Origin of the sequence: Bradyrhizobium sp. CSA112 (assembly GCF_029051645.1) — a bacterium.
Classification (GTDB): Bacteria; Pseudomonadota; Alphaproteobacteria; order Rhizobiales; family Xanthobacteraceae; genus Bradyrhizobium.
In genome coordinates, this window is record NZ_JAACFS010000003.1 from 488980 (window position 1) to 512674 (window position 23695).

Genomic DNA, 23695 nt, shown 5'->3' on the forward strand with positions numbered 1-23695 from the left:
CATTGATTTTATAGTTTGGCACAACGCTTGCGACATGTTCTCCCGACGCGGCCTCGGTTTCCCTGGAACGGCGAGCCGCCCGGATCGAATTTGGAGAACATGTCATGGGTATCTTCGGCGCACTCACCACCGCGGTCGGCGGCCTCCGCGCCAACTCCTACGCGCTGGAAAACGTCTCGGGCAACATCGCCAACTCGCAGACCACAGCGTTCAAGCGCGTCGACACCTCCTTCCTCGATCTGATTCCGCAGACCTCAGCGACCGCGCAACTCGCCGGCGGCGTGACCACGCAATCCCGCTCCACCAACTCGGTGCAGGGCGACGTGCAGACGGCTTCGGTTGCGACCTTCATGGCGATCAACGGCAACGGCTTTTTTGCGGTGCAAAAGCCCGGCAACTTCACCGACGGCACGCCGGTGTTCGACGGTGTCGACCGCTACACCCGCCGCGGCGACTTCCAACTCGACAAGAGCGGCTATCTCGTCAATGGCGCCGGCTATTATCTGCAGGGCGTGCCGATCGACCCGACCACCGGCAACCCTTCCGGCAGTTCGCCGCAGGTTCTCCGATTCCAGAACGACTTCTTGCCGGCGCAGCAAACCACCAGGATCGACTATCGCGCCAACCTCGCCAGCTATCCGTTGACGACCAAGCACGACGTTTCCGTTCCCGGATCGGAATTGATCGCGCCGGGATCATACAGCGCCGGACATAATCCGCTGGCACTCGGAACGCCTATGGCGCCCTATACCGATGCCTCCAGAAGCGGCACCACTCAGAACAACAAAGCGACGCCGTCGGTTGCAAACACGGCCGCGACCCTGCTTAGCGGTGCGGCCGGCACCAACTCGATCTCCTCCAACTTCGTCGCGGGCGACACAATCACGGTCAACGGCCAAACCCTCACCTTCATGGCGTCGGGCACCGCCGTCGGCCCCAACCAGATCAACGTCGACGACAGCATCGGAACCTTGCTGGGCAAGATTGACGTGCTCCAGGGAACGTCAGCCCCGAACACGGCCACGATCAACTCCGGCTCGATCACGCTGCATTCCGGCACCTCCTTCAATCTCTCGGTCTCGAGTTCAAACACCACAGCTTGGGCCGCGCTCGGCTTTACCGGCACCGTGACGGCGACGCGCGGCGGCGGCGGCGGCGTCGGCACTGGTCAGGTCGTCGGCAACGACAACTCGACGTTCCTCGCCGAATCGATAGCGGGTGGTGCGGTCACGACCTACGACGTCTCGGGCGCTCCGGTGAACCTGCAGTTCCGCTGGGCCAAGGTCGACAGCGCCGCGCTTGGCGCGGGCCATACCGACACCTGGAACCTGTTCTACCAGGTCAATCCCAACGCAACCGGCACCCAGGTTGCGTGGCAGAACGTCAACACCAATTTCACCTTCTCTGCCTCAGGTCAGATGACGCCGGCGGTACCGAACATCGAGCTCACCAATGCCGTCGTCAACGGCGTCGCGCTGGGCAGTCCCGTCATCAACTTCGGTACCGGCGGTGTTACCCAATTCGCGGATGCCAATGGCAACGTGCAGGTCAACCAGATCCAGCAGGACGGCTTCCCCGCCGGCCAGTTGCAGTCGGTCGGCGTCGGCACCAACGGCCGAATCGTCGGCAACTATTCCAATGGCCGCAATCTCGACCTCGCTGAAATTTCGGTCGCGACCTTCAACGGCACCAATTTCCTCAAGCGCGTCAACGGCGGCGCATTCGAGGTCACCGACGCATCCGGACAGGCGCTATTCGGCAAGGCCGGAACCATCGTCGGTTCGTCCCTGGAGGGATCCAACACCGACATCGCCGACGAGTTCACCAAGCTGATCGTCACCCAGCAGGCTTACTCGGCCAATACCAAGGTGATCACCACTTCCAACACGATGGTGCAGGATCTCCTGAACGTGCTGCGCTGATTGCGCGACGAGCCGTTCGCGATGCGTCTTGAGATGGGCAATCAGTCATGGGTTTGAGTCAAGCTCTCTCCACCGCAATGTCCGGCCTGCGCGCGACGCAAGCCGCAATCGCGCTGGTCGGATCGAACGTCGCCAACGCCGAAACGCCTGGTTACGTCAGGAAGTCGATCATCCAGTCCGCCGGCGTGACCGGCGACTACGGCTCGAGCGTTCTGCTCCACGGCGTCGACCGGCAGCTCGATCAATATCTGCAGGCCCAATTGCGCACGGAAACTTCCGGCGCGGCCTACGCCGATATCCGTTCGACTTTCCTCGCCAATCTGCAGAATGTCTACGGGAATCCGGCTGAAACCGGCACCATCGAGGATTCGTTCAACAAGCTCCTGACGGCCTTCCAGGGCTTGTCGACCAGCCCGGATTCGCAGTCGGCGCGGATCAGCGCCGTCAGCGCCGCGCAAACGATGGCGCAGACGCTCAATGCGGCGACGCAGGGGATTCAGAGCCTTCGCGCCAACGCCGAGATGGGCATCAACGATTCCATCACCACTGCCAACAACGCGATGGCCCAGATCGCGTTCATCAACAACCAGCTCCAGAACAACGGCAAGACGGACGCCGCGACGGCCTCGCTGCTCGACCAGCGCGATCAGTACATCACTCAACTGTCGAGCCTGATGGACATCAGAACGGTCGTCAACGACCTCAACCAGGTGACGGTATTCACGAACTCCGGCGTGCAACTGGTCGGCACCGAGGCTGCGCAGCTAAGCTTCAATCCGCAGGGCACGATGACGCCCAACACGCTGTACAGCTCCGACCCGACCAAGAACAACGTCGGCACCATCGCCATCAATTTCCCGCACGGCGGCAGCTACGATCTGGTATCGACCAACTCGATCCGTTCGGGCAAGATCGCGGCCTATCTCGAACTGCGCGACAACACGCTGGTGAAGGCGCAGGCGCAGATCGACCAGTTCGCGGCGTCGATGTCGAGCGCACTGTCAGACAAGACGACCGCAGGCGTCGCCGCTCCCGCGTCGGTCCTGCCGCAGGCCGGTTATGACCTCGATCTCACGGGATTGCAGTCGGGCAACGTCATTAACGTCAGCTACAAGGATAACACCACCGGCGTTACGCATAATCTCTCGATCGTGCGTGTCGACGATCCGAGCGTGCTGCCGCTGAGCAATACCACAACGCTCGATCCGAACGATGAAGTGCTCGGCATCAATTTTTCCGGCGGCATGGCTTCGGTGGTTACCCAGCTCAACGCCGCGCTCGGGTCGGCCGATCTGCAGTTTTCGAATCCTTCCGGCTCTACGCTGCGCGTTCTGGATGACGGCGCGCCGAATCGCTCGGATGTGCTGGCCGCGTCGGTCACCACGACCATGTCTTCGCTCACCAGCGGCAACCCACAGCTTCCGCTATTCACGGACAATGGCGGCCTCTTTTCCGGTGCGATCACCGCCAACGGTTCGCAGCAAATCGGTCTCGCCGGCCGCATCAGCGTCAATCTCGGGCTTCTCGGCGATCCCTCGCGCACTATCGTATTCTCCACCAGCCCGTTGACGGCCGCTGGCGACACCACACGCTCCGACTTCATTCTCAAGCAACTGCAGACGGGGAACTATCGCTATTCGCCGCAGACCGGCATCGGGACCACCGGCGCTCCGTTCACCGGCACGCTGACTAACTTCGCCAAGCAGTTCATCAGCCAGCAGGGCGAAGCCGCGACCGCCGCCAAGCAGCTCGCCGACGGTCAGTCCGTGGTGCTGAATACCCTGCAGAAGAAGGTGACAGACGCATCGGGCGTCAATATCGACGACGAGATGGCGCATCTGCTCGCGCTGCAGAATGCGTACTCTGCCAACGCGCGCGTAATGTCGTCCATCAAGCAGATGTACGACACGCTGATCCAGGCCATGTGAGGGTATCATGTCGATCGATGGCGTTAGCGGCAGAACATCCTACATCGGGACCTCGATCCTCAACATCCGCAAGCAACTCGATGATCTGACGCAGCAGCTTGCCAGCGGCCGGGTCTCGACGACTTATGCAGGGCAGGGCGCCAACCGCGGCTTTGCGCTGAGTTTGCGCGCGCAGGTCAGCAGCATCGACGCGTTCAAGGACACCGCAACCAACGTCAATACCAGGCTCAACGTCGTTAACCTTGCGCTGCAGGGATTGGCCGACATCGGCACGTCGGTAAAGAAAGCGGCCGGTACGTCGACCATCGTGCTCAACGACAACGGTCAAACCTCCGGCCAGATCACGGCACAGGCGGCGTTCTCGAATGCGGTGTCGCTGCTCAACAGCCAGACCGGCGACCGCTATCTGTTTTCCGGCCGCACGACCGACACGTCCGCGACGGTGCCGGCCGACGTCATGCTCGACGGCGTGGGAACGCAGGCCGGCTTGAAGCAACTGATCAACGAACGCCGCCAGGCCGATCAGGGTGTCGCCAACATGGCGCATCTGACGGTCTCGTCGCCGCCGTTGACGACAACCGTGACCAGCCTGGCCGAGGATGGTTCATCGTTCGGGTTGAAGCTCGGTTCGATCAGTTCGTCGCTGACAGGAGCGACTGTGACGCAGCCAACCGGCGCGCCGCCGGCCGCTACCGTCGATCTCGGCGCCGTCAATCCGAATAGTGGCGACAAGATCACGTTCAACTTCAACCTGCCGGACGGCACTACCGAGTCGATCGCGCTGACCGCGACGACCACGAACCCGCCGCCGACCGGCTCGTTCCTGATCGGCGTCGATACGGTTGCGACCACTGCGAACCTGCAGGCCGCATTGACGTCTTCGATCCAAACGCTGAGCGACACGTCACTGGTGGCCGCGTCCGCGATCGCGGCGTCCGAAAACTTCTTCAGCCCGTCCGCGACCGTCACGGGGACTGCGGTCAACAATCAGGCCACGGTACCAGGGCCGATCACCGGCGCTACGCTGCTCTCGGGCGCGGCGGGAACGGATTCGCTGGCCGCGAGCTTTGCGGCGGGCGATACGATTACGGTCAACGGCACGCCGATCACCTTCGTTGCTTCAGGTGCGACCGGCAACCAGCTCAACATCACCGACAGCGTGCAGACCTTGCTGGCAAAGATCGATTCGATCACCGGCACCGGTACGCCATCGACCGTCACCGGCGGCGCAATAGCATTGCACGGCGCTGACGGCGAGAGCCTGACGGTTTCCAGTTCGAACGCAACCGCGTTCGCGGCGCTGGGCTTTAGCGCCACGGCGAGCGCAAATGCGGCGCCGTTGCGCGTCAACGGCCCGCCGTTTGCCACGGCCACCAATCTGATCGGCGGCACATCCGCCAACACCGTCTCGTGGTACACCGGCGAAGTCGGTACCGATCCGGCGCGCGGCACCGCGATCGCGCGCATCGACCAGTCCATCACGGTGCAATATGGCGCGCGTGCCAACGAGCAGGCGTTGCGCTATCAGTTGCAGAACATCGCGGTGTATTCCGCCGTCACGACCAATGCCGCCGATCCGAACTCAAAAGCGCAGGTGAACGCGCTGCAGCAGCGGATTTCGGCAAACCTGGCGCCGCAGAGCGGCCAGCAATCGATTCAGGACATGCAGGCGGAGTTCGCCGGCGCGCAGAACGCAATCAAGGCTTCGAGCGATCGCCAGACCCAGCTCAAGGGGATGGCGCAGACCATGCTCGACCAGATCGAGGGCATCAATCAGGACGAGGTGGCGACCAAGATCCTGGCGCTGCAGACCAGTCTGCAGGCCTCGTATCAAACGACCTCGATGCTCTACCAGACCACGCTGACCAAGTTCCTGCCGATCTGACGATCGGCAATTTGCGCGTTGATCGAAATGCGAAAAGGCCTCCTTGCGGAGGCCTTTTTCTTTTGAGCGATGCGGTGGCTATGCGGATTTGCGATCAGCCTCGGGAGACAGCAACTTACGGGCGCTGTCTAGGATCTGCTCTTCGTGGGCGATCAGTTTCTTCGCTTCTTTCAGCGCGTGGTAGAGGTCGCCATTGAGAATGTAGTTGTTGATCCCTTCGATGAATGGCCATGCACTCGGCATCGCGGTCAGGATATCGCGCACGAGGCTGAAATAGGTCGGATGGTGCGCCATCGGATCCGGTGACAGGTACATGAGCTGCGCGGCGAGATAGACCAGCTTGGCCGGCGTATCGGCGGTCTCAGGGGTGAGGATGTCCTTCTCACGCAGGATTGGAATCCTGTCGCCGTCGATCAGCAGCCGGGCGCGTTGATCGGTGTTGGTGACCACACAGGCGCCGATGATGATTCGCTCGTGCGGTTTGAGCTCGACTTTCAAGGCCATGCCTGTTCTCCGTTTGACGCTTTTCGCGCGTTGTCGGTTGCCCGCCGGCAGATTCGGCATCCTTCCTGATGATGGTTAACCAATCGTGAAGATGCGATTAGTGCCCATTTGGCGGGGCTTTTCCGCACGTGGCCAGTAGAAGTACGGAATGAATTCGGTCGCGGCGAAGTGAGTACAAATTTACTAGCGCGTCAGTCGATCGCGGTGTCCGCGCTGGCGCTGGCCAACCAGTCGCAGCAGAGCGTGCTGCGGCGCCTGCGCTAAGGCGGGGACGGCAAACGATCACGGCGGCGGAGGAGGAAACTACCGCCGCCTTTCTTTTCGAATGTGGGATTCGATTCGCTCGAGAAACAAAAACGCCGAAGCGAAGAATTTGGGCTTCGATCTTAATTCCATCAGAACCTGATGGCCGGCATGCTCACGCAAATATGGATTTTTTGCCGGACTACCGACACAATCGGTAACTCTTGCTAACCATATTTAAAGGCGCAAGCTGTATGAAAGTTGGGCAGTTTTTCTGAAGTCCCCGCGGTCTTGCAAACCGCTCCCATCGAGGTTCGTGAATGTCTAATGCAGCCCAGGCCTACGCGCGTACATCGCAAACGACGACGTCCCCCCGTGAAATCGAAGCGCAGGCGCTGCTGAAGGCCGCACGGCAACTCCAGGAAGTCCAGTCAAACTGGAACGGTCCTGACAAGGCCATGCACAACGCGTTGCTGTTCAACCGTCGGCTCTGGTCGATCTTCATGAGCGCAGTTGAGGCGAACGAGAATCCTCAACCGATCGAAGTGCGGCAGAACATCGCGAACATCGGCGTTTTCGTGATGAAGCAGACCGTCGACATGCAAATGAATCCGGATCCGGCCAAGCTGAAATCGCTGATCGACATCAATTGCAATCTCGCCGCCGGCCTTTCTGGTCGCGGCTAACCGGTTTGGGTGAGTGAGCCGCCATGGCTGATCTCTGGAGCATTATATCGGCCAACTACAAGGCGGTAGGATTGACCGTTCCGTCCAAGACCCCGTATGTGGCGGTCGATCCCACGCTGTACGAAGGCAGCTGGAGCGGGAAATATGCCGACAACAAGACGTTCAAGTTCACGATCTCGAACGTCACCGGCTTTCGCGCCAAGGTGCAGTACCAGAGCGGCGGCACCAACAAGTTCCAGGAGGTTCTGATCAAGGACCTTTCGTTCCGGATCGGCGACACCAAGTTCACGCTATCCGCCCTTGGGAAAGCGGAGATCAAGAACGTTGTCACCGATCCGTCGAGCGGCCAGACCTATCTCGACCAGGCCTACGCATCACGCGCGAGCTAACGTCAGTCGTTACGTGTCCTAAGCCTTGCGATCGGTAACGCGAAGCCGCGTGGGCGCCTCTTTGGTCAAATCGAGCGTGTGGAAATAAGCCCGCCGGCGCAGCACGGCTTCCTCGGGAAACTGCTTCACCACCTGGCTCGTCCTGGTATCGATGACCTGGTAGACGACGGCGCGGGCGTCGCGGTCGATCACCACCTGGTTCGACTGGTTCGACACCGAAGCATTCGAAATGGAGACGCGGACGGCCGCGGAATCGGTGCTGGCGCGCGCGCCCGTGTCGGCTGCCGAGACACTCTGGCTCGCCGGCAGTTCGGTTGCGACCGCATGCTGTACCGCCTCGCTCACGTGCTGAACGATCGGCGCGGCAACCGGTGCCCCCACCGGTTTGATGTTGAAATCTGTACTCATGGCAGCCTCCGGGCTTGCTGCGAGTCAAATCCCAACCCCTCGTCGATCGCAATATAACCCGGCACCTCTCAACGCGGTGTTAGGGAACACGCTGAATCCCGCCCTGACGCGGGCGCGCAAATTTGGTGAAAATTGTAGCTAGTTGAAAATCGCGATCGCCTACAGCGAGCGGCTGACCGAGAGCGGGGTGATGTTGCGCGGCCCCGGCGCGGTGCGTTGTCCCGAAGCCGTATAGGTGCTCGGAATGTTCTTGCGCTGAATCTCGGCGTTGACGCCGCGCACGATGCCTTCGGACACCGCGTGCGCCGTCGCAAGCACGGTGAGATTGATCTGCAGCATCGCGCGGAAGGTGTCGTGGTGGCGGCGCAGCGTGGTCAACAATTCCGGCGACACCTGCGCCAGATATTTTTGCGCATTCTTCAGATTCTCGACCGCGACCATGTAGCGGCGCGACAGCTCGCCCTTCTGATCTTCCAGCCGCATCGCCTCGCGAACGTTGCCGGCGCGAACCAGTTCGGTTTCGCGCTCGATGATGCCGAGCAGCCCGCTCATCACGTCCATCAACTCTTCCGCGAGCTTGCGCGCCTCGGCCGGCGTGGATATCGCTTTTGCAGGTGCGGGTGCCGACGCGGTCTTTGCTTGAGGACTCTGATTCATGTCGGGTTTTCCTTTTGGATCAGCCGGCGCGGTTGGCTTGCTGCAGGATCAAGGTGCGGAAGACGTCGTTGGAAATGCCGATGCCGCCGGATTTGGCGAGGGATTTTGAGTATTCGTCCGTCAGCATCGAGCGCCAGACGCCGGTGCCGGGCGTATCGCCGAACGGGCCGTCGCCCTTGATGCCGGTGGTCATCTGCGAAAACATCGAGTTGAGGAACATCGCCTCGAATTCCTGGGCCTTGGCGCGTGTCTTTTTCTGCGCCTCGGGCGAAACCTTGGTCAGCGCGTCGGCGAGCTGCAGATCCTTGCGGCCGTTGATCAGCGAAGTCTTTTTCTTCGAGTAGGCGCCGATGCCATTGATAAGGCTCGTGTCCATTACATCACCTCGATGTCGGCCTGGATCGCGCCGGCGGCCTTGATCGCCTGCAGGATGCTGATGAGGTCGCGCGGGCCGATGCCCAGACCATTGAGGCCGTCGACGAGTTGCTGCAGCGAGACGCCGTCTTTCACGACCGCAAATTTCTTGCCGTCTTCGGAAACGCTGACGCCGGTGCGTGGCGTCACCACGGTCCGGCCGCGCGACAGCGGATTGGGCTGGCTGACTTGCGGGCTCTCCGAAATCGAGACGGTGAGATTGCCCTGCGCCACCGCGACGGTAGCGACGCGAACATCGCGGCCCATCACGATGATGCCCGAGCGCTCGTCGATCACGATCTTGGCGGCGAGGTCCGGATCGACCTGCAATTGCTCGATCTCGGTCAGGAAGGCGACGACGTTGCCCTTGAACTCGGCCGGGATCGCAAGCTGCACTGTGGAGGGATCGATCGGCTCGGCGGTCTTGACGCCGAGGAAATCGTTGACGGCGGCCGCGATACGCTTGGCGGTGGTGAAATCGGCGTTGCGCAGCGCCAGCCGCACATTGGGCAGGCGATTGAGCGCGAATTCGATCTCGCGCTCGATGATGGCGCCGTTGGGGATCCGGCCGTTGGTCGGCACGCCGCGCGTGACACTGGCGGCGGCCCCTTCGGCCGCGAAACCGGCGATCGCCAGCGAGCCCTGGGCGACCGCATAGACGTTGCCGTCGGCGCCGAGCAGGGGCGTGACGAGCAGGGTGCCACCCTGCAGATTCTTGGCATCGCCGAGCGCGGACACCGTGACATCCATCCGCGTGCCCTGGGTGCCGAAGGCCGGCAGATTGCCGGTGACCATGACGGCCGCGACGTTGCCGGTTCGGATGGTGGCGCCGCGGATGTTGACGCCCATGCGCTCGAGCATCGCCTGCAGCGATTGCTTGGTGAAGGGGATGTTGTTCAGCGTGTCGCCGGTGCCGTTGAGGCCGACGACGAGGCCGTAGCCGATCAACTGGTTCTGCCGCACGCCCTCGATATTGGCGAGATCCTTGATCCGCGAGGTCGCGCCTGCGGACGAGGGTGACAGCGCCAGCATCACCAGCGCGGCGCAGGCCACCCAAATCAGTCTTGCCGAACGGATGCCGGGCATCCTGTGCTCCCCTCGAGATCTTCAACCGGACCGCTGGCGCCACTCCCATGACGGCGGTCCGCCATTAACTATGCGAGCGCCGTGCCATGTCGCGGTTTCGATGCAATGCTTTGATATTGCTGAATGTTCGCTGGGGCCATGATGCCGCGGCGGTTCACCACGATGGGCGAAACTGCCGCACGTCGGCAGATTTTGCCGGGCCGTTTACGCGTCATTAACCATAAGAGGGCGAAGGTCCCTCTACTCTCACGGCGAGATCACCACGATGCGCATCTACGGACCGAACGGCACCACGCTTGGATCGCCCGCGAGCCACACGCGGCGAACCAGTTCGACCGGCTTCTCGCTGCCGGAAACGCCGACGACGCCTGAAGAGCCGCGCTCGGCCACAGCACCCAAGGCCGCCGGCAACATCGATGCGCTGCTCGCGCTGCAAGGTGTCGAAGATCCGACCGAGCGCCGCAAGCGTTCGGTGGCGCGGGGCAGGGGCGCGCTCGACGTGCTCGACGAACTCAAGATCGGGTTGCTCTCCGGCAATCTCGACGCCTCGACGGTGAACCGGCTGCGCGACGCGGCCGCGAACTTGAAATCCTCCTCCGGCGATCCCGGCCTCGACGCGGTATTGTCCGAGATCGAGCTACGGGTTGAAGTCGAGCTCGCAAAGGCTGGACAGTTCTAGCTCCGACTGTCATTGCCCGGCTTGACCGGGTGGTCGGCCGAGAGGCCGCGGCGTACTGGATGCCCGCTTGAAGCGGGCATGACAGCGGTGGTTGAGTCACGCCGCCATATCCTTGCGCGCCGCGTCGTAACGGCGCTGCGCGTTCAACACCTCCTTCAGATTCCTCTCCGCCCACTCCCGTAACGGATCGACGGCGTCGGCGAGCGTGGCGCCGAGCGGCGTGATCGAATACTCCACCGTCACCGGCACGGTTGCGATCGCACGGCGCCTGATCAGTCCGTCGCGTTCGAGCGATTTGAGAACCTGGCTCAGCATCTTCTGCGAGATGCCTTCAATCGTCCGCCGTAACGCATTGAAACGCATCGGCTCGTCGCGCACGAGAAGCAGGATTAACACCGCCCATTTGTCGCCGACGCGATCGAGAATTTGCCGTGTCGGGCAATCGGCCGAATAAGCGTTCGGGGTTTTCGAATTGGTGGCTTTCACGGCGGTTACTCCGGCGTAATCAGGTGACCCAAAAGTGCTCTCTTCACACTTACATCCCTTTCGCCATCTAGTCACCATTAGATACCATATTCGCGTATCGCAAAGGAGACTTCCATGAAAATCGCCGTCATCGGCGCGTCCGGCAATGCCGGCTCGCGCATAACAGCCGAACTCGCCCGCCGCGGCCACAGCGTAACCGCCATCGCCCGCCATCCCGAAAAGATCGCCCAGCAGGCCAACGTCACGCCGACCAGGGGCGACGTCATGGACCAGGCCGGCCTTGCCCGTTTGCTCGCCGGCCATGACGCCGCGATCAGTTCGGTCCACTTTCTAGCGAGCGACCCGGTCAAGCTGATCGCCGCCGCCAGCGAATCGAAGGTTGGCCGCTACCTCGTCGTCGGCGGCGCCGGCAGCCTCGAAGTGGCCCCCGGGGTGCGGCTGGTGACGACCCCGGGCTTTCCCGTGGCATACAAGGCAGAAGCCGAGAAGGGCGCCGCCTTTCTCGATCTGCTCCGAGCCGAGAAGGAACTCAATTGGACCTTCCTGTCGCCATCGGCCCTGTTTACGGCCGGCGAGCGGACCGGCAAGTTCCGCCTTGGGACCGACCAGCTTTTGACCGCTGCCGACGGCAAAAGCTCGATTTCCTTCGAGGATTTCGCAGTTGCACTCGCCGACGAGATCGAGCGCCCGGCCCATATCCGCCAGCTCTTCACGGTCGGCTACTAGACCGGCGGGCCGCTCCGATAGTTTTGCCTGTGCAAGGCCTTGGGGGAGGTACCCCCAAGGGGACGGCCGATATTGTCTGTCACAACCCGCCGCTATATAAGGCCCGCGCGGACGGACAATTTTCCGCCCCGCCTTGCACGTGAAGATGGGCTGGCCTTGGAAAAGTTGAAGAACTATCGACCCTCCGAAAAAGAGCCTTTCATGAACGACCGGCAGCGCGATTATTTTCGCGCCAAGCTGTTGGCGTGGAAGGACGAGATCCTGAGGGAATCGAAGATCACCCTGCAGACCCTTCAGGAAGAGAACGTCAATCATCCGGATCTCGCTGATCGCGCCTCTTCTGAAACCGATCGCGCCATCGAACTGCGCGCCCGCGACCGCCAGCGCAAATTGATCTCCAAGATCGACGCCGCGCTGCAACGCATCGAGGACAACACCTACGGCTATTGCGAGGAGACCGGCGAGCCGATTTCGCTGAAGCGGCTGGAGGCCCGTCCGATTGCAACGCTGTCGGTGGAAGCGCAGGAACGTCACGAGAAGCGCGAAAAGGTTTATCGGGACGAGTAGGACAATGTCTGATGCCTGACGGCCGCGTACTGTCCGCGCCGCAGGCTGCAAACGAGAAAGCCGCCGCTGATGGACAAAATTCTCGCGGCCGCACAGACCATCGCCACTGCCCGCCGCAATCGCACGCCGCTGGCCTCGCTTCCCGCTGAGCTCGCGCCCGGCGATGAGGCGGAAGGCTATCGTATTCAACGTGCGGTCCACGACCTGCTGCTGCCGCAGACAGGCGCCCTGGTCGGTTACAAGATCGGCTGCACCAGCGCGGTGATGCAGCAATATCTCGATATCCCCCATCCCTGCGCCGGTGGCGTGTTCGCCAAGGGCGTCCATGAGAGCGGCGCGAAGCTTCGCTTCGGCGACTACGTGCGCGTCGGCGTCGAATGCGAGATCGCGGTGCGGCTGGCGCGCAATTTGTCGCCGAGCGAAGAGCCGTTCACGGCGGAGTGGGTGATGGAGGCGATCGAGGCTTATTTCCCTGCGATCGAAATCGTCGACGACCGCTACGTCAAATGGGAGACAATGGGCGCGCCGACACTCGTTGCGGACGATTTCTTTGCCGCCGGCTGCGTGCTCGGCAAGGCGGTTCCACGCACCAGGGCGCCGGATCTGCTCAAGGTCGCGGGCCGCGCCCTGATCAACGGCGAGGAAGTGGGCCGCGGCACCGGCGCCGACGTGCTCGACCATCCCCACAATGCGCTTGCCTGGCTCGCCAATCACCTGGCCGAGGAGGGTAAGGGCCTTCATGCGGGCCAGATCGTGCTCACGGGTAGTCTCGTGAAGACCGTATGGCTCAACGCCGGCGACAGCGTGAAGATGGAGCTCGACGGGTTGGGCACTGTGGCAGTCAATTTCCGGAATTGAGTGGCGGCGATGGCAGAGAGCGTTCCTTCGGTTCTCGAAGCCGAAGCCAGAGGTGAAATCGCCGACATCTATGCCGACATCCGGAAAGTTCTCGGCACCAGCGTGGTCAATCTGATCTGGCGCAACCTCGCGACCATGCCGGGTGCGCTGGAATGGACGTGGTCGACGGTACGGCCGCTCTATCTCGGCGACGCGCCATTGCATGCCGAAGCCGTGAGGCGAACGATCGCGCTGCCGGATTGGCCCGGCTTCTCCACGGATACCTTGCTCGCCGCCGGTGTGGACGAGACCGAACGTGCGCTCATTCGTGGCGTGCTCGACAGCTATCAATACACCAACGCGCTGGCGCTCGTCGTGCTCTCGGCGCTGCTGGCGCATTACGAGCCGCGACCAGCTGATACCGTGGCGCCTGCCGCGACCGCGCCAAAACCGTCCGGCGCCAAGATTCCGGAATTGCCGCCAATGGATGCGCTTGATCCCGAAGTGGCGGCGCTGGTCGGCGAATTGAATTCCTTCGGCGAAGACACCGAACCGCAACTGATCGCAAGCATGTACCGGCATCTCGCTTACTGGCCGGCCTACCTCGCGCTGGTGCGAACCATGCTCGCGCCGCTGCAGCGGGAAGGGCGGCTGAATGCGCTGACGCTTTCGACTCGCGCGCTTGGGTATGCCCATGGCGCGGTTCTCGCGTCGCAACTGAAACCTGCCACGCCGCCGGATACGCTGAAGGGCGCGCTTGCTTCCTGCCGCCTGTTCGTCGAACATCCGATCGCGCGCATGACGGGGCTCTGCGCCCTGATCCGGCGCGCGACGCCGGAATGAGACGTCAGCCGTCGGAGCACTGCAATACGGACTTATCCCAGAATGCCTTGATCGCATTGAAGGGTACGGTCAGTCGTTCCCGATTCCCCATGAACCGCAGCAAGACCTCGAAGCGGTCGTCCTTTATGTGCAACTGCTCGAAGTCCTGCTGCAGGATGATGGTCATATCGTCGGGGTATTTCGACTTGAGGCCAAGCGACAGTTTCACGCCATCGGCGTGGGTGCGGAACGTGATATTGACCGGCCGCTGCTCCGAAGCGAGCTTGAGCGTCTCGGCAATCTTGGAGCGCGCTGTCGGCTTGCTGCACGGCTCGGCCAACGCATGCGAGGCTGGGACGAGAATCGCGAGCAGGAGAAGCGTTGCCCCACAAGAGAGGGACATACCTCGCACTTGCGGGGTATCCAGCCGGCCGCGACCTGTCGTTTCCATCACTGCTGTCTCTGGAATACTCGATCGCCTGCCTTCATGGGCAAATGACAACTGGGTGTGTTCGCGGTCCCGCGACGCGCCTTCATCCGGGATCATGCTAACGGGTTCCCTCAAAAAAGAAAGAGGCGCAGTGACGTAGGGCGTGCATGGTACCCGCAGGCCGTGTGCGCTGGAGGCAGCACATGGTGGTTAACGCGGGGTACTTCGGGATCAGCCGGCGCGCCCTGCGCAAGGGTTTTCACGGCTTATGTCGTGCTCCCCGGAGAGGCGCAACCATCTTGGCATCGTCGTTGGCGAATTAATGGTTAATGAAAAGTCCTGATTCCAGCCCGGAAATCCGACGCCGGCTTGCCGCCCGCGGTGGTGCCCCGGGGCTGCGCGATTCGTCGTCCGCAAGTCCCTAAAGCACAAGTTCCTAAACCAAATGCGTCGATCGATGTACTTCCTGTCGAACGGCTCGCCGAAGGCGTTCAAGCGCCATTCTTTTGCGCGGGTGTTCGTCATGGAAAACCAACCTGCGACAATCTTGCGCGGCGGACCTGCGCGTCCTCCAACCTTCATGACGATGACCAACGGTCGGGGCCATGCGGTCGCGAAGGTGATTTGGGGGGATGTATTCATGATCAGACTTGGCAGAAAGAGAGCTTGCCGCGCCAGGCAATTCGAGGATCGGCGAGCGGGCGCATTCTCACGCAATTAGCGCATCGCCGCCTCGCGAAGGATGCGGGAACACAGTCGATAGCGGCGGAACCAGGAAGAAGTGACGTCCGGGCAGGAACGATTTTAGACCGGGAAAATTATGCAATGGTGTCTTCAGACACGCGGTAACCTTATAAGGCTCCGGGTGCAATCTTCCCCCGGGGGCACCGGAGCCTGCTTTTTCACCGCGTGATGTGCCATACAGTCTTCGCGCCAGGTGTACCGTGCATCCATAGCGCTGATTTTTTGTCGAGTTGCTCGGCAAGCCGCATTGGGCGTCACAAGCTGATGACATAAGCGCTCATCGCGAGCAAAACGGCGACGCTTAGGGCGATAACGATCAAGAAGAATTTTCCCATTGGCTCTGCCTCTCGCGAGACCCAACGCAAAGCAGCAGAAATGGTTCTCCGCTGGCAGACCAGCACGGCATCTAAAAAAATATGCCCGCCATCGAGTGAAGGGCCTTTCGAAGTGTCGTGGCGCGATCACGATCAGATCGCGACGCCGTAATAGTCGTTGACAGCGCGGTCCTGTTCGGATCGCTCCAGTTCCAGGTGTTGTCGTTGCGGTAGTGCGGTGCGCCCTTGAGCTGCGATTCCGTCACGCCGGTGACGTAGCCGCCGAGCGAAGTGTCGTATTTCAGCGATTGCCAGGGCAGCGGATAATGGTCGTCGCCGATGCCGAGAAAGCCGCCGAACGAGAGCACGGCGTAAGATACTCTGCCGCTCTTCTTGTCGATCATGACGCGCTTGATCGAGCCGATCTTGTTGCGATCGGCGCCATAGACCGCAGTTCCCTCGACCTTGTCGCTGCCGATCAGGTTGCCGGTTTCGTTTGCTTTCAAAGACATCCGTGTTCCCCTCCAGATGACATAGAGAACGAAAAACGAGAGGCGAGGGGAAACGTTCCTGAGAGCGAGGGTTACGCATCGACGCAGCGCGACCTGCGATAGTGAAGTTCCTACGTTACGTCATTGACAGCCGGCAGCACTCGCTTCCCCTCATCGCCAAGGGACGACACCGCCGTTACAGGGTCAATACCCGCCCGCGGCTAGGTGAAGATCGACCCTTGCTGTCGTACGCTGATGCGGTCAGTCGCGATCTCGTCAATCCGATACCGGCGAAAATCAAAGCGATGCCTGACGCGATAGCTCGCACTTGATTCCAGAACTGCCATCGCCCCGAATAGCTTTCCCAAACCTCCCGCGCGACATCAATGTCTGCTGGAACAGGCGTCCTCGCCAACGCTTCGTTCATGGGAACGTTCACAGCCATTGTGAGAAAAAGGCCGAAAGCCATATAGACCGCAGCCGCGGCCAGGAACCACAACGCAGCCAGACTTTGACCGGCAAAGCGCATTGCGGCCGCCGTGAAAACCAGAACCGCGGGCGTCAGGAAGAATGCGGGAAAGAACACCGCATTGCGCACTGACGCATTCATCGCCTGCATGGCGGCGATTGCGACGCGGGGATCCGCCTGATCGAGCCCCCACATTGTCGAGCAGACCCAGGCATAGAAGAATCCGAAAATCGCGCCGCAAAAGACGACTGATGCGATCGACAGCGCCGCGAGCATTCCAGGCATTGCAGCCTCCCTAAGGGCCAATCATTCTGTTCTCACCAATACTGCAAAACCACAACCGGCAAGACATCCGCTGAGCGTGACCCTTGTCAAAATTACGGTGTCCAGAATGTATGGGTAACAAGTAAAAATCTGCAGCGCGAGGTCTCACCACCGCGGCTCATGGCACACAGCGGAGGTTAGAAGCCGGGTAGCGCATGCCCGCCCCGGGGCGCGAGCACATGGCCGACACGCCAGCCGCCGCAGGGCTTTCGCCTGCGTGGCCCGGCTGCTATTGTTCCGATCGAGAGCCTGAATGGCCCACGAGACGACACAGGGAGATGACGGATGGCAAGGACGTTGGTGACGATGGCCGGCGCTGCCGTGCTGACCGGGGTGCTGGCTGCTTTATCGGCGCCGGCGATGGCGCAATATCCCGACCGCCCCATCAAGATGATCGTGCCATGGGCCGCGGGCGGCGATACCGACAATATCTTCCGGCCGTTCGCCGCCGAACTCCAGAAGCACATCGGCCAACCGGTGGTCGTCGCCAATGTCAGCGGCGCATCCGGCACCACCGGCGCGCGCGAGGCCAAGGCTGCGGCGCCCGATGGCTATACGGTCTACGCCGTGCACGACTATATCCATCTGACGTTCTACGCGGGTATCAGTGACGTCAAATACAGCGACTTCGAGCCGATCTGCCTGGTCTCAGCGACCCCCTCGGTGCTGACCGCGAGCGCCAAAACGCCCTGGAAGAACTGGCAGGAGCTCGCCGACGACGCCAAGAAGCGGCCGGGCGAGATCACGGTCGGCGCCACGCTCGGCTCGACCAGCCATATCTTCCCGGCAATGATCGAGAAGGCGGCCGGCGTGAAATTCAAGTTCGTGTCCTACGACGGCCTGGCCCCGCGGATGAACGCGCTGCTCGGCGGCCACATCAACCTCACCGACTCCAACCTGACGCAGAAGGGCAAGGTCGAAGCCGGCGTGCTGCGCTACATCGCGATCGCGAGCGAGAAGCGCGATCCGGAAGCGCCCGACGTGCCGACGCTCAAGGAACTCGGCATGAACATCGTGTACGAAGTGGCGCGCGGCATCTTCGTTCCCAAGGGGACGCCCGCGCCGGTCCGCGCCAAGCTCGAGGAGGGCTGCGCCAAGGCGACCAAGGAGCCGAGCTTCGCTCAAGCGATGAAAGTGCAGGGCACCCGCGTGGCGTTCCTCAATGCCAATGACTATGCGCAGTTCCTCGCCAAGATCGACAACGAGAACAAGGTCGTCATGACCGATCTCGGTCTGATCAAGAAATGAGCATCGGCCGCGACGGAATTGCCGGGCTGGTCCTGCTCGCGATCAGCCTGATCCTTCTGGTCAAGTCCTTCCAGCTTCCATCCCTTCCCATCGTTCCGGTCGGGCCGGGCTTTTACCCGGCCATCGTGCTGTCGCTGATGGCGGCCGCGAGCGCGCTGCTGGTCCTGCAGGACCTCCTGAGGCGCCGCGCCCCGGCCGGCGTTGGCGATGCGCCGCGACGAAATTATCGCCTGGTCGTGATCGCATTCGCGATCGTCGGCGCCTATGTGGTGCTGCTGCCGCTTTTGGGATTTCGCGTCGCCACTGTCTTGTTCGTCGGCGCGTTGCAGGCCGCATTGGACCGTCCGCGAACGGTGCGGCAATGGGTTGTGCTCGCCGTGATCGCGCTCGGCACCGCCGCGGTGAGCTATTTCGCCTTCGAACGGTACCTGCTGGTGCTGCTGCCACGCGGCGCGTGGACGGGTTTCTGATGCTCGATTTGCTCTGGAACGGCCTCGTCAACATCGCCCAGTGGAAATACTTGTTGCCGCTGTTTGCCGGCACGTTCATCGGCGTGGTCGGCGGCTCTCTGCCGGGCGTCACCATCACCATGACCGTCATCGTGGTGCTGCCGTTCACCTACGGGCTTGATCCGCTGGCGGGCCTTGCGGCGATGACTGGCGTCTATGTTGGCGGATCGACCGGCGGCCTCATTGCCTGCTGTCTGCTCGGCATCCCGGGCTCGCCCGCTTCGATCGCCACCACGTTTGACGGCTTTCCAATGGCGCGCAACGGCGAGCCGGGCCGCGCCATCTGGCTCGGCGTCTGGGCTTCGGTCTGGGGCGGCCTGCTCGGCGCTTTGTTCCTGGTGTTCCTCACCGGGCCGCTCGCGGCGATCGCGCTGGAATTCGGGCCGTGGGAATACTTCTCGCTGTTCGTGCTCGCCATGGCGATGGTCGCGGGTCTCACGGAATCCTCGCTCCTCAAGGGACTGATCTCGACCGCCATCGGGTTGTTGATCACGGTGGTCGGCCACGATCCGATCGGTAGCGTGCCGCGCTTTACCTTCGGCTCACAGTTCATCGGCGGCGGCTTTCCGTTCCTCCCCGTGCTGATCGGCATTTTCGCTTTCGCGCAGATCATGACCGATCTGGAGAAGCTGAATTCGCCGCGCGGCCAGCCGGCGCAATCGCTGGTCGGGGTCAAGCTTGAGCGTTTCTCGCACCTCAAGGTGAACCTGGAAATCTTCAAGCAGCCGTTCCTGCTCGCGTGGGCAACGATCGTCGGGCTGATCATCGGAATCCTGCCTGCCATCGGCGGCAGCGCATCGAGCGTCATGGCCTATGACCAGGCCAAGAAATTCTCGAAAACGCCGGAGCGTTTCGGCAGGGGGCACCCCGAGGGCATCATCGCTTCGGAAGCCTCGAACAACGCCAATGTCAGCGGCTCCTTGATGACCATCATGGCATTCGGGATTCCCGGCGACGCCGTCACCGCCGTGATGCTTGGCGCGATGACGATCCACGGTATCCAGTCGGGACCGCTATTCATCTCGCAAAACCCCGACATCGCCTATGGCATCTATGCGGCCTACATCCTGGCGCATCCCTGCATGCTGCTGATCTGCGTTATGCTGATGCCGCTGATGTTGCGCGTGACCTCGGTGCGGATGGCGGTGCTGGCGCCGGTCGTGCTCGTGCTCTGCGTCGTCGGCGCTTACGCACTCAACAACACGATGCAGAGCGTCTACGTGCTGCTGCTGTTCGGCGTCGTCGGCTACGTGCTGGTCAAGCTCGGCTTTCCGCTCGCGCCCCTGATCCTCGGCCTAATTCTCGGCGACCAGATCGAAATCAACCTTGTGCGTGCGATCATGACCGACGCGAATCCCTGGCTCTTCCTGACGCGGCCGATTTCGGGCTTGCTGCTGCTGGCGGCGGCGACCTCGGTCGGGCTGGCCATATGGCAGCATTGGCGCCACCAGAACCGGTTGGCTGAGGAAGAGCCGGATTTTTGAGCCGCAACGAGGTGCCGTTCGGCGGCCTGCGTCGCGGCGATTGTAGTGGCGAGCGGCGTCTAACTTCGGCTCCCGACGCTTGCGGCCTCGGAAAGAATCCAGCGTAATCCCGCCTCCACGCAATCCGTTCACCTCACAGTGAGCCGGCGATGTGAAATGGCTCACGCTGCACGTTCTCCAATCGCGCCTAGGAAAGGAGCGGGCGACTTAAATTGCAGGAGAGAAAAATGCGTACTGTAGTTATTGCTCTCGCGACGTCCGCAGCCATTTTCGCTACCGCTTCAACTCCGTCAGCAGCACAGACTTATCCATACTGTCTTCAGGGCGACGAATACGCCGGCGGGGCAGGCGACTGCAGCTTCTCGACCTACGCGCAGTGCCAAGCGAGCGCTTCAGGCCGAACGGCCTCCTGTGGACTCAATCGGCACTTCAATGCCAAAGCCCAACTGCTCGTCAAAGTCCGCCCTCGTCATCGTTCGAACTGATATCGTCCGAGCGGCATGGCAATGAACTGCGGCCTCCGCCGGGGAAGCCGACGGAGGCCGTCGAACATCGCGTCGCGTCCGGGTTGGCAAGGGGACGAAGGAGCGCGCCGTCGCCGATCTAGGCCCGACGCCAACCATCAGCCAGCTCTTTAGATCGATCGCCGTTGCCGGCCGGCGAAGAGACCGTAGACAAAGAGCACAACGATGGCGCCGACTACCGCACCGATCAGACCCGCGCCTTCTCCGGGCCCGTACCATCCGAGCGCCTGGCCGAGATACGTCGCCACGAAGGCGCCAACGATGCCCAAGATAGTGGTGAGAATGAAGCCTGAGGGCTCGTTGTCTCCAGGCATAATGAACTTGGCAATCACGCCGGCAATGAAACCAATGATGATCGTCCAAAGTATGCCCATCTCGATGCTCCGTTCCTGATTGCGCCGACGTCACGTCCATCAATTCATGCTGCGGGCAAACGGCCGTCCGGCGTGTATTTGTCGACGGCTGCCGGAAGTTCGCGCGACAACCTCGCCAGGATTTCCTCCTGCGACAGTCCGGTCTGCTGTTCGAGTTGTGCCAGAACGTCGGAGCCGATCGCCTGCTTCAATTCCGGGGGCGAGACATCCTTGTTCGGGCCCTGATTGACCCAGGATTCAGCCTTGTCGCCCTGGCCGTTTTGCTGGAACCTATCGAGCAGTTCGCCGATCCCGCCGTTGAGGAGGCCGCCAACCCCGGCGCCGCCCAACATCCCGCTCAGATTGCCCAGCAAGCCGCCCAGGGGCTGCTGACCGGCGCCTGCATTCGTCTGGCCGCCGCCAGCGCCCTTGAGAAGTTCTGCCAGTTTGTCGCGGTTCTGATATCCGGCAATGGCGAGTAGCCCGAGAAGGGCAGTCATCGATGGCATTCCGCGGCTCATGGTCGGCTCCCTGTAGTTCGGTGCTGTCAGGAACGCCGGGCGGAAGCTTCGGTTCCAATGCGTGTGCGGCCGTACGAGGAAGCACTCGCGGAAACGACCACGGCCTCCGCCAGGGGAGCTGACGGAGGCCGCGTTGATACACTTCATCACGCCTAGGTTCGCAATGGAGTGTGGGAGCTCTAAGAAAAACTAGAATGGCAGCAGCACGTCCATCACCTGCTGGCCGTAGCGGGGTTGCTGCACGTCGGTGATCTGGCCGCGGCCGCCATAGGCGATGCGCGCCTGCGCGATCTTCGAGGAATCGATGGTGTTGTCGCTCTGGATGTCCTCGGGGCGGACGATGCCGGCGACGATCAGTTCACGGATTTCGAAGTTGACGCGGATCTCCTGCTTGCCTTCGACCACGAGATTGCCGTTCGGCAGCACCTGCGTCACCACGGCCGCGACGTTGGTCTGCAACGCTTCCTGGCGGTTGACCGAGCCCTTGCCGTCGCTCGACGATATCGAGTCCGTGGTCAGGATCTTGCCGGGCAGGATCTTGTTTGCCTGCGTGATCGTGCTTGACCCAATGAAATCGGTGATCCCCGAGTCTTCCTTGGCGGAGCGGCTGCGTTGGGTCTCGTTGGACAGGTTGGCCTTGTCGGTGATGTTGACGGTCACCGTCAGGAGGTCGCCGATCCGCGCCGCACGCTGATCCTTGAAGAAGGCGCGAGAGCCGTTCCGCCACAGCGAGTTGGCATTGTAGGAAGCTTGCTCCGGCTTCGGCATCGGCATCTGCACCGGCTTGTAGCCGGGCTGCGTGGTCGGGTTTTCGATCTCCGTCAGCCTCGGCTTTTCGCCGATCTGCGACAGACGGTCGATCGAGGAACAACCGCTCGCAACGGCGGCCAGCGACAACATGGCGCCTGTGAGAAGGATGCGGTTGATACGGAGGACTGACATTTACATTACTCGGCTTTTGGAGCGACTGACGAATTGACGGTGGCGACGGCGACGGGCGTTGCGGCCGGTCTGGCGCCGAGCGAAGAGGTGGCATCGCTGGTCTGCGCCGGGCGCGGCGTCGCGACCATGATCGAAACCTGGCCGCGGCCGGTCACGGTGCCGGACAGCGTGCGCTTCGACTGCAGGTTCATGACGTTGACGACGTCGCCTTCGGTGCCGCTTTCCAGCGCCTTGCCGCGCATGGTGAGGTAGATTCCGGGCGCATCGTAGATCAACGTGACGTTCTGGTCGCGCTGCACCAGATCGGGCTTGGCGAGATCGGCGGTCCGGATCGCCTGGCCGGCGCGGAGCTGGCGGCGGGCCTGCATGCCCACCGCGCGGTCGCGCGCGGCGGCATCAGCGCCGACTTCCGCTTTCGGGCGGCGCTCGACCACCACGTCGGATGATTTCAGGATCTCATTGCGCTCGACATTGCGCGCCAGCACCGCGGCCTCGACGGTCTCGATCGCCGTGCCGGTGAAACGCAACTTGGCCGGCGCGGCGCCGTTCTCGTTGGTGATTTCAAAGGTGACGTCGAAGCGGCCGTTGCGGCTATCGTAGCGCACCATGCTTGCCTGCATGCCGCCGGTGAAGCCGGCGTCGAGCCTGACGTCGCCGGGATCGCGGTCGAAGGTCAGCGACAGGTTGGCGGCGTCGCCAAGGCCATTGCGCCGCTCCAGCGCGCGGGCGATCTGTAGCTCGATGTCCTTGCCTTCGAGCGTGCGGGCGAGACGCGTAACCGAAATCTCCTTCAGGTCGCGGGTGTCGACGCCGATCACATGATGGGTGCGAAGGGTGTTGAGCACCTGCGTCACCGGAAGCGAGCCCGTGGTGCCCAAATCCGGCGCACGGTAAATCGCGATCTGCGCGGCGCTGCCGGCATTGTCGATGACGTCGCCGATCCGCACGATGTCGGCCGACACCTGCACATGGGGCCGCAGCACCGGCGCCGTGATGATGTCGCGGCTCGCAAAAGTGTCCTGCCGGGTCTGGGCGGCGGCGGGCGCAAGGCCGGCGAGCAGCGCGGTGGCGAGAAGGAGGGCGCGGGCGGTCATGACCAGTCC

Annotated in this window: 26 protein-coding genes and 1 pseudogene; 14 read left to right on the forward strand and 13 right to left on the reverse strand. The window is 62.2% G+C overall.

The window, feature by feature from the left end; genetic code table 11:
* The first annotated feature begins 104 nt into the window (after positions 1-104).
* From GWE18_RS09765 to GWE18_RS09775, 3 genes are read left to right on the forward strand one after another with little or no spacing between them, the layout of a single operon-like run.
* Positions 105-1922: a flagellar hook-basal body complex protein gene (locus GWE18_RS09765; protein WP_275185537.1), complete on the forward strand. Its 1818-nt coding sequence runs from the start codon at positions 105-107 to the stop codon at positions 1920-1922.
* A 47-nt stretch (positions 1923-1969) separates the two neighbouring features.
* Positions 1970-3850 carry a flagellar hook-associated protein FlgK gene (gene flgK / locus GWE18_RS09770; protein WP_275185538.1) on the forward strand — a complete coding sequence of 627 codons (1881 nt, stop codon included), beginning with the start codon at positions 1970-1972 and terminating at the stop codon, positions 3848-3850.
* Positions 3851-3857: 7 nt separating this feature from the next.
* Positions 3858-5735: a flagellar protein gene (locus GWE18_RS09775; RefSeq protein WP_275185539.1), complete on the forward strand. Its 1878-nt coding sequence runs from the start codon at positions 3858-3860 to the stop codon at positions 5733-5735.
* A gap of 78 nt (positions 5736-5813) precedes the next feature.
* Here the strand turns inward: GWE18_RS09775 and flbT are convergent, their stop codons facing one another.
* Complete coding sequence (flbT, locus tag GWE18_RS09780; protein WP_275185540.1) at positions 5814-6239, reverse strand: flagellar biosynthesis repressor FlbT; 426 nt, start codon at positions 6237-6239, stop codon at positions 5814-5816.
* 563 nt (positions 6240-6802) lie between these two features.
* Between flbT and flaF the strand changes: the two genes are divergently transcribed.
* Both flaF and GWE18_RS09790 read left to right on the forward strand, forming a co-directional pair.
* Entirely contained in the window at positions 6803-7168 is a 366-nt protein-coding gene (flaF, locus tag GWE18_RS09785) for a flagellar biosynthesis regulator FlaF (protein WP_275185541.1), read from the forward strand.
* Between the two features lie 23 nt (positions 7169-7191).
* Positions 7192-7557, forward strand: a complete 366-nt coding sequence (locus GWE18_RS09790; RefSeq protein ID WP_275185542.1) for a hypothetical protein — start codon at positions 7192-7194, stop codon at positions 7555-7557.
* An 18-nt stretch (positions 7558-7575) separates the two neighbouring features.
* Here GWE18_RS09790 and GWE18_RS09795 read toward each other — a convergent pair whose 3' ends face one another.
* The 4 genes from GWE18_RS09795 to GWE18_RS09810 form a co-directional block, all read right to left on the reverse strand.
* Complete coding sequence (locus tag GWE18_RS09795; protein WP_275185543.1) at positions 7576-7965, reverse strand: hypothetical protein; 390 nt, start codon at positions 7963-7965, stop codon at positions 7576-7578.
* Positions 7966-8124: 159 nt separating this feature from the next.
* Positions 8125-8622 carry a hypothetical protein gene (locus GWE18_RS09800; RefSeq protein WP_275185544.1) on the reverse strand — a complete coding sequence of 166 codons (498 nt, stop codon included), beginning with the start codon at positions 8620-8622 and terminating at the stop codon, positions 8125-8127.
* Between the two features lie 19 nt (positions 8623-8641).
* Positions 8642-8998 carry a flagellar assembly peptidoglycan hydrolase FlgJ gene (gene flgJ, locus GWE18_RS09805; RefSeq protein WP_275185545.1) on the reverse strand — a complete coding sequence of 119 codons (357 nt, stop codon included), beginning with the start codon at positions 8996-8998 and terminating at the stop codon, positions 8642-8644.
* Positions 8998-10122: a flagellar basal body P-ring protein FlgI gene (locus GWE18_RS09810; RefSeq protein ID WP_275185546.1), complete on the reverse strand. Its 1125-nt coding sequence runs from the start codon at positions 10120-10122 to the stop codon at positions 8998-9000. Before GWE18_RS09810 ends, flgJ begins: the two co-directional genes overlap by 1 nt.
* 265 nt (positions 10123-10387) lie before the next feature.
* On the opposite strand from GWE18_RS09810, the gene GWE18_RS09815 reads away from it, so the two are divergent.
* Entirely contained in the window at positions 10388-10801 is a 414-nt protein-coding gene (locus GWE18_RS09815; protein ID WP_057849309.1) for a flagellar assembly protein FliX, read from the forward strand.
* A 96-nt stretch (positions 10802-10897) separates the two neighbouring features.
* Here the strand turns inward: GWE18_RS09815 and GWE18_RS09820 are convergent, their stop codons facing one another.
* Positions 10898-11287 carry a helix-turn-helix domain-containing protein gene (locus GWE18_RS09820; RefSeq protein ID WP_275185547.1) on the reverse strand — a complete coding sequence of 130 codons (390 nt, stop codon included), beginning with the start codon at positions 11285-11287 and terminating at the stop codon, positions 10898-10900.
* Between the two features lie 114 nt (positions 11288-11401).
* Here GWE18_RS09820 and GWE18_RS09825 point away from each other — a divergent pair, with 114 nt between their 5' ends.
* The 4 genes from GWE18_RS09825 to GWE18_RS09840 all read left to right on the forward strand — a co-directional run bounded on the left by GWE18_RS09825 (position 11402) and on the right by GWE18_RS09840 (position 14260).
* A complete protein-coding gene (locus GWE18_RS09825) occupies positions 11402-12013 on the forward strand; it encodes an NAD(P)-dependent oxidoreductase (RefSeq protein ID WP_275185548.1) in 612 nt (203 codons plus the stop codon).
* 201 nt (positions 12014-12214) lie between these two features.
* The gene (gene dksA / locus GWE18_RS09830) at positions 12215-12580 is read left to right on the forward strand and encodes an RNA polymerase-binding protein DksA (protein ID WP_092509290.1); all 366 of its coding nucleotides are present in this window, start codon (positions 12215-12217) and stop codon (positions 12578-12580) included.
* 69 nt (positions 12581-12649) lie between these two features.
* Positions 12650-13438, forward strand: a complete 789-nt coding sequence (locus tag GWE18_RS09835) for a fumarylacetoacetate hydrolase family protein (protein WP_275185549.1) — start codon at positions 12650-12652, stop codon at positions 13436-13438.
* Positions 13439-13447: 9 nt separating this feature from the next.
* On the forward strand, positions 13448-14260 hold the full coding sequence (locus GWE18_RS09840; protein WP_275185550.1) for a hypothetical protein: 813 nt from the start codon (positions 13448-13450) through the stop codon (positions 14258-14260).
* 4 nt (positions 14261-14264) lie between these two features.
* Here the strand turns inward: GWE18_RS09840 and GWE18_RS09845 are convergent, their stop codons facing one another.
* The 3 genes and pseudogenes from GWE18_RS09845 to GWE18_RS09855 all read right to left on the reverse strand — a co-directional run bounded on the left by GWE18_RS09845 (position 14265) and on the right by GWE18_RS09855 (position 16963).
* Positions 14265-14786, reverse strand: coding sequence for a ClpXP protease specificity-enhancing factor SspB (locus tag GWE18_RS09845; RefSeq protein ID WP_275185551.1), 522 nt, complete (start codon positions 14784-14786; stop codon positions 14265-14267).
* Between the two features lie 1094 nt (positions 14787-15880).
* Positions 15881-16239, reverse strand: a pseudogene (locus GWE18_RS09850) (PRC-barrel domain-containing protein).
* 175 nt (positions 16240-16414) lie between these two features.
* Positions 16415-16963 (reverse strand): anthrone oxygenase family protein, encoded by a 549-nt coding sequence (locus GWE18_RS09855; protein WP_342804243.1) that lies wholly within the window; start codon positions 16961-16963, stop codon positions 16415-16417.
* Positions 16964-17296: 333 nt separating this feature from the next.
* Between GWE18_RS09855 and GWE18_RS09860 the strand changes: the two genes are divergently transcribed.
* From GWE18_RS09860 to GWE18_RS09875, 4 genes are all read left to right on the forward strand, one after another.
* Positions 17297-18259 (forward strand): tripartite tricarboxylate transporter substrate binding protein, encoded by a 963-nt coding sequence (locus GWE18_RS09860; protein ID WP_275185553.1) that lies wholly within the window; start codon positions 17297-17299, stop codon positions 18257-18259.
* On the forward strand, positions 18256-18729 hold the full coding sequence (locus GWE18_RS09865; protein ID WP_275185554.1) for a tripartite tricarboxylate transporter TctB family protein: 474 nt from the start codon (positions 18256-18258) through the stop codon (positions 18727-18729). Before GWE18_RS09860 ends, GWE18_RS09865 begins: the two co-directional genes overlap by 4 nt.
* Positions 18729-20252 (forward strand): tripartite tricarboxylate transporter permease, encoded by a 1524-nt coding sequence (locus GWE18_RS09870; protein WP_275185555.1) that lies wholly within the window; start codon positions 18729-18731, stop codon positions 20250-20252. Before GWE18_RS09865 ends, GWE18_RS09870 begins: the two co-directional genes overlap by 1 nt.
* A gap of 227 nt (positions 20253-20479) precedes the next feature.
* Complete coding sequence (locus GWE18_RS09875; RefSeq protein ID WP_275185556.1) at positions 20480-20737, forward strand: DUF3551 domain-containing protein; 258 nt, start codon at positions 20480-20482, stop codon at positions 20735-20737.
* Positions 20738-20886: 149 nt separating this feature from the next.
* Here GWE18_RS09875 and GWE18_RS09880 read toward each other — a convergent pair whose 3' ends face one another.
* The 4 genes from GWE18_RS09880 to flgA all read right to left on the reverse strand — a co-directional run bounded on the left by GWE18_RS09880 (position 20887) and on the right by flgA (position 23686).
* A complete protein-coding gene (locus GWE18_RS09880) occupies positions 20887-21150 on the reverse strand; it encodes a GlsB/YeaQ/YmgE family stress response membrane protein (protein ID WP_275185557.1) in 264 nt (87 codons plus the stop codon).
* A 44-nt stretch (positions 21151-21194) separates the two neighbouring features.
* Positions 21195-21650 carry a YidB family protein gene (locus GWE18_RS09885; RefSeq protein ID WP_275185558.1) on the reverse strand — a complete coding sequence of 152 codons (456 nt, stop codon included), beginning with the start codon at positions 21648-21650 and terminating at the stop codon, positions 21195-21197.
* A gap of 189 nt (positions 21651-21839) precedes the next feature.
* Positions 21840-22592: a flagellar basal body L-ring protein FlgH gene (gene flgH, locus GWE18_RS09890; RefSeq protein ID WP_275185559.1), complete on the reverse strand. Its 753-nt coding sequence runs from the start codon at positions 22590-22592 to the stop codon at positions 21840-21842.
* A gap of 5 nt (positions 22593-22597) precedes the next feature.
* On the reverse strand, positions 22598-23686 hold the full coding sequence (gene flgA, locus GWE18_RS09895) for a flagellar basal body P-ring formation chaperone FlgA (RefSeq protein WP_275185560.1): 1089 nt from the start codon (positions 23684-23686) through the stop codon (positions 22598-22600).
* Positions 23687-23695 lie beyond the last annotated feature (9 nt).